This window comes from Amycolatopsis sp. NPDC058340 (assembly GCF_042723975.1).
Classification (GTDB): Bacteria; Actinomycetota; Actinomycetes; order Mycobacteriales; family Pseudonocardiaceae; genus Amycolatopsis.
Genome location: NZ_JBHXIB010000020.1, coordinates 130921 through 138812 on the forward strand (window position 1 = coordinate 130921; position 7892 = coordinate 138812).

Annotated in this window: 6 protein-coding genes; 2 read left to right on the forward strand and 4 right to left on the reverse strand. The window is 68.2% G+C overall.

Translation table 11 applies throughout. The features are described from left to right. Positions 1-93: 93 nt before the first annotated feature. The 4 genes from ACFWIW_RS22890 to ACFWIW_RS22905 are packed head-to-tail and all read right to left on the reverse strand — an operon-like array spanning position 94 to position 4213. Complete coding sequence (locus ACFWIW_RS22890; protein ID WP_378370286.1) at positions 94-1107, reverse strand: endo-1,4-beta-xylanase; 1014 nt, start codon at positions 1105-1107, stop codon at positions 94-96. A 33-nt stretch (positions 1108-1140) separates the two neighbouring features. After that, positions 1141-1959, reverse strand: a complete 819-nt coding sequence (locus tag ACFWIW_RS22895) for a carbohydrate ABC transporter permease (protein ID WP_192741284.1) — start codon at positions 1957-1959, stop codon at positions 1141-1143. Next, positions 1959-2924, reverse strand: coding sequence for a carbohydrate ABC transporter permease (locus tag ACFWIW_RS22900; RefSeq protein ID WP_378370287.1), 966 nt, complete (start codon positions 2922-2924; stop codon positions 1959-1961). The genes ACFWIW_RS22895 and ACFWIW_RS22900 overlap by 1 nt, the downstream gene beginning before the upstream one ends. Next, on the reverse strand, positions 2921-4213 hold the full coding sequence (locus ACFWIW_RS22905; protein ID WP_378370288.1) for an ABC transporter substrate-binding protein: 1293 nt from the start codon (positions 4211-4213) through the stop codon (positions 2921-2923). Before ACFWIW_RS22905 ends, ACFWIW_RS22900 begins: the two co-directional genes overlap by 4 nt. A gap of 133 nt (positions 4214-4346) precedes the next feature. Between ACFWIW_RS22905 and ACFWIW_RS22910 the strand changes: the two genes are divergently transcribed. Together ACFWIW_RS22910 and ACFWIW_RS22915 are read left to right on the forward strand one after the other, a co-directional pair. After that, positions 4347-5381, forward strand: coding sequence for a LacI family DNA-binding transcriptional regulator (locus ACFWIW_RS22910; RefSeq protein ID WP_378370289.1), 1035 nt, complete (start codon positions 4347-4349; stop codon positions 5379-5381). Further along, complete coding sequence (locus ACFWIW_RS22915) at positions 5378-7672, forward strand: beta-glucosidase (protein WP_378370290.1); 2295 nt, start codon at positions 5378-5380, stop codon at positions 7670-7672. Before ACFWIW_RS22910 ends, ACFWIW_RS22915 begins: the two co-directional genes overlap by 4 nt. Positions 7673-7892 lie beyond the last annotated feature (220 nt).

The window sequence follows — 7892 nt, forward strand, 5'->3', positions numbered from 1 at the left end:
TGGCCTTTCGGGTTCGTGGGCGGGGTCGCGGCGGGCTGAAGGCTCCGTTCGCCGCGTCCGATGCGACGAAAGGAGCCTTCGGCCCACCTGTCCTCAGGGGTTGATCCGGGTGTACGCCGGCTTCGGCCGCAGGTTCGGGTCGAACAGGCAGGCCGCGCCCTCGCCGGGGAACGTGTCCGGTACCCACGAGTGGCGATCGGTGAAGCCCCACGTCGTGAACTCCACACACCGGGCGACGGCGTGGCAGCCGTCCCAGAGCTGTTTGAAGTAGGTCGCCTGCGTGTTCAGTTTGGTCGAGTCGGCGGGCATCGGGATGCGAACGTCGGCCTCGGTGATGGCGACGTCGACGCCGAGTGCGGCGAAGCGGGCGAGGTTCGCCTGGTAGCCGCCGGGGAAGCCGTACCGTGTCGCGAGGTGTGCCTGGAAGCCGACGCCGTCGATCGGCACGCCTTGCTGCGTCAGCGTCCGCACGAGGTTGTACAGGGCGTCGCTCTTCGCGTTGAGCCCTTCGGTGTTGTAGTCGTTGATGTACAGCTTGGCCGACGGATCCGCCGACCTGGCCCACCGGAACGCGTCGGCGACATAGCCGTCACCCAGTTTCTGCTGGAATACCGACGCGCGGCGGGTCCCGTCGTCGTTGAACATCTCGTTCACGACGTCCCACGCGCGGATCTTTCCCTTGTAGCGCCCCATCGTGGTGGCGATATGCCGTTGCGTCACCGACCGCAGATCGCCGGCGGACAGGTTGTTGACCCAGCCGGGCAGCTGGCTGTGCCAGACGAGCGTGTGCCCGCGGACGGATTTGCCGTTCCGCTGGGCGTAGTCGACGATCGCGTCCGCGCCGGACCAGTTGTACTGGCCGCGGTTGGCCTCGACGACGCCCCATTTCATCTCGTTCTCCGGGGTGACGTTGTCGAATTCCCGGGTGAGCACCGAACGGTAGTCGGCTTCGTTGGCCAAGTGGTTCGCGGCGACGGCGCTACCGACGTAGCGATTCGTGATGTCCTTCAGCGGGCCCGCCGCCGAAGCTGGTGGTGTGGCGAAAAGCGCGACACCTGCCATGGCGGTCAAGAGAGCGACTGTTCGTTTCAGGGAAATGGTGTTCATCGTGGATCTCCTTTCGGAAATTGAACGGTGAAATCAGCCCTTCACGGATCCGGTCAGCCCGCCGACGATGCGGCGTTCGGCGAGTACGAAGAAAGCGAGCGCGGGGATCATCGACAGCGCGGTGAACGCGAGCACGCGTGCGGTGTCCTGGGAGTACTGGGATTGGAACGTCGCCACGCCGAGCGGCAGGGTGAAGTTCGCGGAGTCGTTGAACACCAGCAGCGGCAGCAGGTAGAAGTTCCAGCTGGTCACGAACGCGAGCACGGCGACGGTGGTCAGCGCGGGCGCGGAGAGCGGCAGCAGGATCCGCCAGAAGAACCCGAGCCTGCTCGCGCCGTCGAGTACGGCGGCGTCCTCGATCTCGCCGGGGATCGCCCGCATGAACGGCCGCAGGATCACGATGGTCACCGGGAGCGAGAACGCCGCTTCGGGGATCGCCACGCCCCAGAAGCTCTCCAGCATCCCCAGCTGACGCAACCACAGGTACAGCGGCAAGGTCGCCACACCGAGCGGGAACAACAGGCCGAGGGTGAACAGCGTGTAGAAACCCTCGCGGCCCTTGAAGGTGTAGCGGGACAAGGCGTACGCGGCCATCGATCCCAGCGCCACGGTCAGCGCCGTGGCGATCACCGCGATCAGCGCGCTGTTGCCCAGGAACGTCCAGAACGACGGCGAACCGAGGATCGCCGCGTAGTTGTCCCAGACCCACGGGCCGGGCAGGCCGGCGGGCGAGGCGTTGATCTGCGCGGTGGTGCGGAACCCGCCCAGCACCACGAACAGCAGCGGCACCACGGTGATCCCGAGGACGGCGATCGCGGCGACGTAGCCGATCGGCGTCCCGGCGCGGCGCATCAGTCCACCATCCTGGTCAGCGCGCCGTCGGTGTCCCGGCGCAACGCGAACCTCTGATACAGCAACGCGAACACGAAACAGATCACGAACAGGATCACCGCGACCGCGCTCCCGAAACCGAACTCGTAGCGTTTGAACCCGTGGTCGACCAGATAGGTCGCCATGGTCGCCGACGAGTTGGCCGGCCCGCCGAGGGTCATGATCCACACCAGGTCGAACAGCTGCAGCGAGCCGATCACCGACAGGAACACCCAGATCCGGATGGTCGGCCCGAGCAGAGGCAGCACGACGTGCCGGGTGGTCTGCCAGGCCGACGCGCCGTCGAGCGCGGCCGCTTCCCGCAGTTCGGCCGGTACGCCTTGGAGCCCGGCGAGCAGCAGGATGATGCCGAAGCCGATGTACTTCCAGGTGATCACCGCGAACAGGGTGTAGAGCACGATCCCAGGGTCGGCGAGCCAGTGCTGGACCAGCCCGCCGAGGCCGATACCGCGCAACATCTGGTCCACGAAACCGTTCGGCTGCAACATGAGCAGCCAGATCACCGCGGTGATCGCCTCCGACAGCACGTAGGGCGCGAACACGAGCGCGCGGAGGACGGCGCGCCCGCGCAGCTTTCGGTTGAGCAGCAGCGCCAGCCCGATGGACAGCGGAAGCTGGACCACGAGGGACAGCCCCGCGATGATCAGGTTGTGCCCGATGGCGCCCTGGAACACCGAGCCGGACAGGGCGTCGGCGTAGTTGCCGAGGCCGACGAAATCGTCGAGCGGGCCGAAACCGTTCCACTCGTAAAGGCTGTAGAACGCCGCGATCCCGATCGGGACCAGCACGAATCCGGCGAACAGCACCAGCGCCGGCCCGAGCAGGAAGGTCAGCTCCAGCTTCTTGCGCACTCCCGGCGTCCGCGTCCGGATGGTGGGTGCGGACGGCCGCGCCGCCGCCCGCACCCGCGTGGCCGTCGCCGTCACTTGTCGCCCGCCGCGGCCTTGTTCACCGCGTCGACGATGCCCTCCGGAGTGCCTTGCCCGGCGAAGAAGTTCGCGACGGCGTCGTTGAGCGCGGCTCCCACCGCGGTCGGGAACGCCTTGTCGAAGTACATCTGCACGTACGGCGCCTTCTGCCCGTAGTCGAAGACGGACTTCAGCGACTCGGTCTTGAGGGAGGCGGCCGCCGACGCGGTCATCGGCAGCCCGGCGCCCTTCGCCGCGAGCTGGTTCTGCACCGGTTCGCTGCCGAGGTACCGCAGGAAATCCGCGCACGCCTTCACCGCGCGGGTGGTGCAGGAGAAGCCGTCGCCGCCGCCGAGCACCGCGGCGGGATCGCCTTGGCCACCGGGGACCGCCGGGAACGGGAACCAGCCGACCTTCGAGTCGAGGTCCTTGTCTTCGGTGAGCGAGGACATCGTGCCGGGTTCCCAGTCGCCCTGCAGTTCCATCGCCGCCTTGCCGTTGGCCACCAGCCCGGCCGAACTTCCCGCGCCCTGCTGGGCGGGGGTGCCGGTGAAGCCGGGCTGGAACGGCTGGGTGGCCAGGAACGCCTGCAGGTCACGCCCGGCCTTGGTCCAGCAAGGATCTTCGAGTTTCACCGCTTTGACCGACTGTTTCAGCGTGTCCGCCGAACACGCCCGGAGCGCGAAGTAGTTCCAGTAGAACGCGTCCGGCCAGCGATCCTTGCCACCGACCGCGATCGGCGTGATACCGGCCTGCTTGAGCTTGGCGACGGCGGTGTTGAGCTCGTCCAAAGTGGACGGAGGCGCGGTGACACCCGCCTGCGCGAAAAGGTCCTTGCGGTACCAGAAACCGACGAAATGCTGCTCCCACGGGATCCCGTACTGTTTGCCGTCGACCTGCCAGCTCTCGGCGAGTTTGCCCACCGTGGAGAGCCAGTCCTTGGCCGCCTCGGTCAGATCCGCGACCTTGCCCGAGGTGGCCTGCGACGCCAGTTCACCACCGCCCCAGGACTGATAGACGTCCGGCGGCTCGTTCGACTGCAGGGCGAGCGGGACCTTGGTGGTGAACTCCTCGTTCTGCAGCGGCTGCCCCTTGATCGTCACCTCGGGATGCGCCTTCTGGTAGTCCGCGACGACCTGGGCCCAGATCGACTTGATCGGGTCGGTCGTGCCGTTGTGCCACCAGGTGAGGGTGACCGGTCCGCTGGGCTCGGCCGCGGTCTCGGTACCCCCGGAGCAGCCGGCGAGCGCGAGCGGGATGGCCGCCGCCAGCGCGGCGGCGGCGGGGATTCGGCGGTTCGAAAGCATGGTGAGTCCACTCCTGACGACTTCGGCCGAGTAGGACAGGGCGTGACTGCGCCCGGACTGGCGATGAGTTTGCGCGCCCGAAATTCCTATGTCAATCGTTGTCGATAACGTTTTACATGGCTAGTCTGACCGTATGCAGCCCAGTTCGAGGGTCACTATCCGTGACGTCGCCGCCCGCGCCGGCGTCTCCGTGGCCACGGTTTCCAAAGTGATCAACGACCGCTACGGCGTCGCCGCCGCGACCCTGGCCAAGGTCCGCGCGGTGATCGACGAACTCGGCTACGAGGCGAGCCTGGTCGCACAGAGCCTGCGCAACCACAAGACGAACGTGATCGGGATCCTGGTCGCCGACCTCGAACCGTTCTCCACCGAACTGCTCAAGGGCGCCGCCGACGCCATCCGCGGCACCGGCTACGAACTCGTCGTCTACTCGGCAGGCGGCCGGGTCGGGGATCCGTCGGGCTGGGAAAAGCGTTATCTGTCAAGGCTTTCCGGCACGCTGGTCGACGGCGCGGTGCTGGTCACGCCGGTGGCTTCGCTGGAAGCAGTCCCCGGAACGCCGGTGGTCGCGGTCGACCCGCACACCGGTCCTTCGACGGTGCCCACCATCGATTCCGACAACCTGCGTGGCGCCCAGCTGGCGACCGAGCATCTGCTGGAGCTCGGCCACCGCCGGATCGGTTTCCTCGCCGGTCGGCCGGATCTCGAATCGGCCGAACTGCGCAAGACCGGGTACCTGCGGGCGCTCACCGCGGCCGGGGTCCCGATCGACGAGGACCTGATCCGGCTCGGTGCCTACGATCCGGAGATCTCCGCCCGGTCCGCCCGCGAACTGCTGACCGGCGCGGACCGCCCGACGGCGGTGTTCGCCGCCAACGACATCTCGGCGATCGCGACCGTGGGGGCGGCCGCGGAGCTCGGCCTGTCCGTGCCGGACGACCTGTCGGTGGTCGGCTTCGACAACGTTCCCGAATCCGCGCTCTGCACCCCGCCGCTGACCACGGTGGACCAGCCCATCCGCGAAATGGGCCACCGCGCCATCACCCTCCTGATCTCGCTGATCAGCGGGGAACCCGAGAAGGAAACCCACATCACGCTGTCCACTGGTCTCGTGGTGCGCCGCTCGACGCGTGCCCTCGGAACCACGACGAAGGGCGGACGACCTTGACCACCCAGCCCAGCGAGTCGTCCCGGCCATGGCACGACACCGCCGCGGATCCCGCCGAGCGCGTCCGCGCGCTGATGGACCGGATGACCTTGCGGGAGAAGATCGCCCAGCTGTACGGCGTCTGGGTCGGTATCGACTCCGGCGGCGAGATGGCCCCGCACCAGCACGACTTCGCCGACGCGGCGCTGGACTGGGACGAACTGGTACGCCACGGGATCGGCCAGCTGACCAGGGTGTACGGCACCCGCCCCGTCGATCCGGTGATCGGCGCGCGCAGCCTGGCCCGCTCCCAGCGGGAGATCATCGCCAACGGCCGGTTCGGCATTCCGGCGCTGGTGCACGAGGAGACCCTCACCGGCCTCGCCGCCTGGAAGGCCACGGTGTACCCGTCGCCGCTGTGCTGGGGGGCGAGTTTCGACCCGGACCTCGTGTACCGCATGGGGGCGCGGATCGGTGGCACGATGCGACGTCTTGGTGTCCACCAAGGGCTCGCGCCCGTGCTGGACGTCGCCCGCGATCCGCGCTGGGGCCGGGTCGAGGAGACCATCGGCGAGGATCCGCATCTGGTCGGCACGATCGGCAGCGCCTACGTCGCGGGTATGGAGTCGGCCGGGGTGATCGCGACGCTCAAGCATTTCGCCGGCTACTCGGCCTCACGCGCCGGCCGCAACCTCGCCCCGGTGTCGGTCGGGCCGAGGGAACTGGCCGACGTCCTGCTGCCGCCGTTCGAGATGGCGTTGCGCGCGGGCGCCCGGTCGGTGATGAACGCCTACATCGACAACGACGGCGTCCCCGCCGCCGCGGACGAAGCGCTGCTGACGGATCTGCTGCGCGACACCTACGGCTTCACCGGGACCGTGGTGGCGGACTACTTTTCCGTGGCGTTCCTGCACAAGCTCCACGGTGTCGCGGCCGATCGCGGGGATGCCGCCGGACAGGCGCTCGCCGCCGGTATCGACGTGGAACTGCCCACTGTGGACTGTTACGGCGAACCGTTGCTCGCGGCGGTGGAGGAGGGCGCGGTCGGCACCGCCGCCGTCGACCGCGCCCTCGAACGGGTGCTGCGGCAGAAATGCGAACTCGGCCTGCTCGACGAAGACTGGTCGCCGGAGGTGCCCGACGAGATAGACCTCGACGACCCGGAATCCCGCGCGCTGGCAAGGGAAATCGCCGAACGCTCGATCGTGCTGCTGCGGAACGACGGTGTGCTTCCGCTCTCACCCGGCCACAAGGTCGCCGTCGTCGGGCCGCGGGCGGACGAACCCGGCGCGATGCTCGGCTGCTACTCGTTCCCGATGCACGTCGGCGTGCACCATCCGGAGGTGCCGTTCGGGGTTTCGGTTCCGACAGTGCTCGACGCGCTCGGTGAACACCACGAAGTCACCTATGCGCTCGGCTGCCCGGTGCTCGGCGGCGAGGACGCGGACATCGCCGAAGCCGTCGCCGCCGCCAGGGACGCGGACGTCTGCGTCGCCGTGCTCGGTGACCGCGCGGGCCTGTTCGGCGGCGGCACGTCGGGCGAGGGCTGCGACGTGCCGGATCTGAAGCTGCCTGGGCGGCAGGAAGAACTTCTCGAAGCCTTGCTCGGAACCGGGACGCCGGTGGTACTGGTACTCCTTTGTGGACGGCCGTACGAGCTTTCGCGCCAGGCCGACCGGCTCGCGGCGATCGTATGCGGTTTCTACCCCGGTGAAGAGGGCGCGGTGGCGCTCGCCGGTGTCCTCAATGGACGGATCAACCCTTCCGGCAGGCTCCCGGTCGGGTTCCCCGGCGAGAAGGCGTCGCAGCCGTCGACCTATCTCACCGCTCCGCTCGGGCAGCGCAGCGAGGTCAGCACGGTCGACCCGACACCGCTGTTCCCCTTCGGGCACGGGCTTTCCTATGGTGCCGTCAGCTGGGACGACGTCACCGTGGCGGACCCTTCATGGCCGACGGACGGCCGCTGCCGGGTTCAGGTGACACTGAGCAACACAGGCGACCGGACCACGACTGAGGTCGTTCAGATCTATCTGCACGATCCGGTGGCCGAGGTGGCGAGGCCGGTCCAGCAGCTGATCGCGGCGAAACGGGTCGAAGTCGCCCCCGGCGCGACCGAGGTGGTCGAGATCGGGCTGCACGCCGATCTGACCTCGTACACCGGACGAGCGGGTACGCGGCTCGTCGAGCCCGGTGACGTCGAACTGCGGGTCGGTGCCTCCAGCGCTCGGATCGTGGCGACGCTCGCCTGCACGTTGACCGGTCCGCGCCGGGAGGTCGGCTTCGATCGCGTGCTGGCCCCGGACTTCGCCTGAGGGCGGGCGGCTGGACTCTTTCGGTGCAGGTGGTCGTGTTTCGGGTTCCAACCCGAAACGCCACTCACGACCCTGTACCGGTCACCGCACAGGTGGTCGTGTTTCGGGTTCTATTGCGCGGTAAGGTGAATCTCCTATGGGGAGCTTGTGGCTCCGTCGGCCTTTGTGTCGCGAAAGCCACTTTCGGGACATCACACGTCTCGAAAGTGGCTTTCGCGAC

Excerpts from the sequence above, each read along its gene's own strand:
- ACFWIW_RS22895 (WP_192741284.1), bottom strand. The coding sequence starts at position 1,959 with ATGCGCCGCGCCGGGACGCCGATCGGCTACGTCGCCGCGATCGCCGTC.
- ACFWIW_RS22905 (WP_378370288.1), bottom strand. The coding sequence starts at position 4,213 with ATGCTTTCGAACCGCCGAATCCCCGCCGCCGCCGCGCTGGCGGCGGCC.
- ACFWIW_RS22890 (WP_378370286.1), bottom strand. The coding sequence starts at position 1,107 with ATGAACACCATTTCCCTGAAACGAACAGTCGCTCTCTTGACCGCCATG.
- ACFWIW_RS22910 (WP_378370289.1), top strand. The coding sequence starts at position 4,347 with ATGCAGCCCAGTTCGAGGGTCACTATCCGTGACGTCGCCGCCCGCGCC.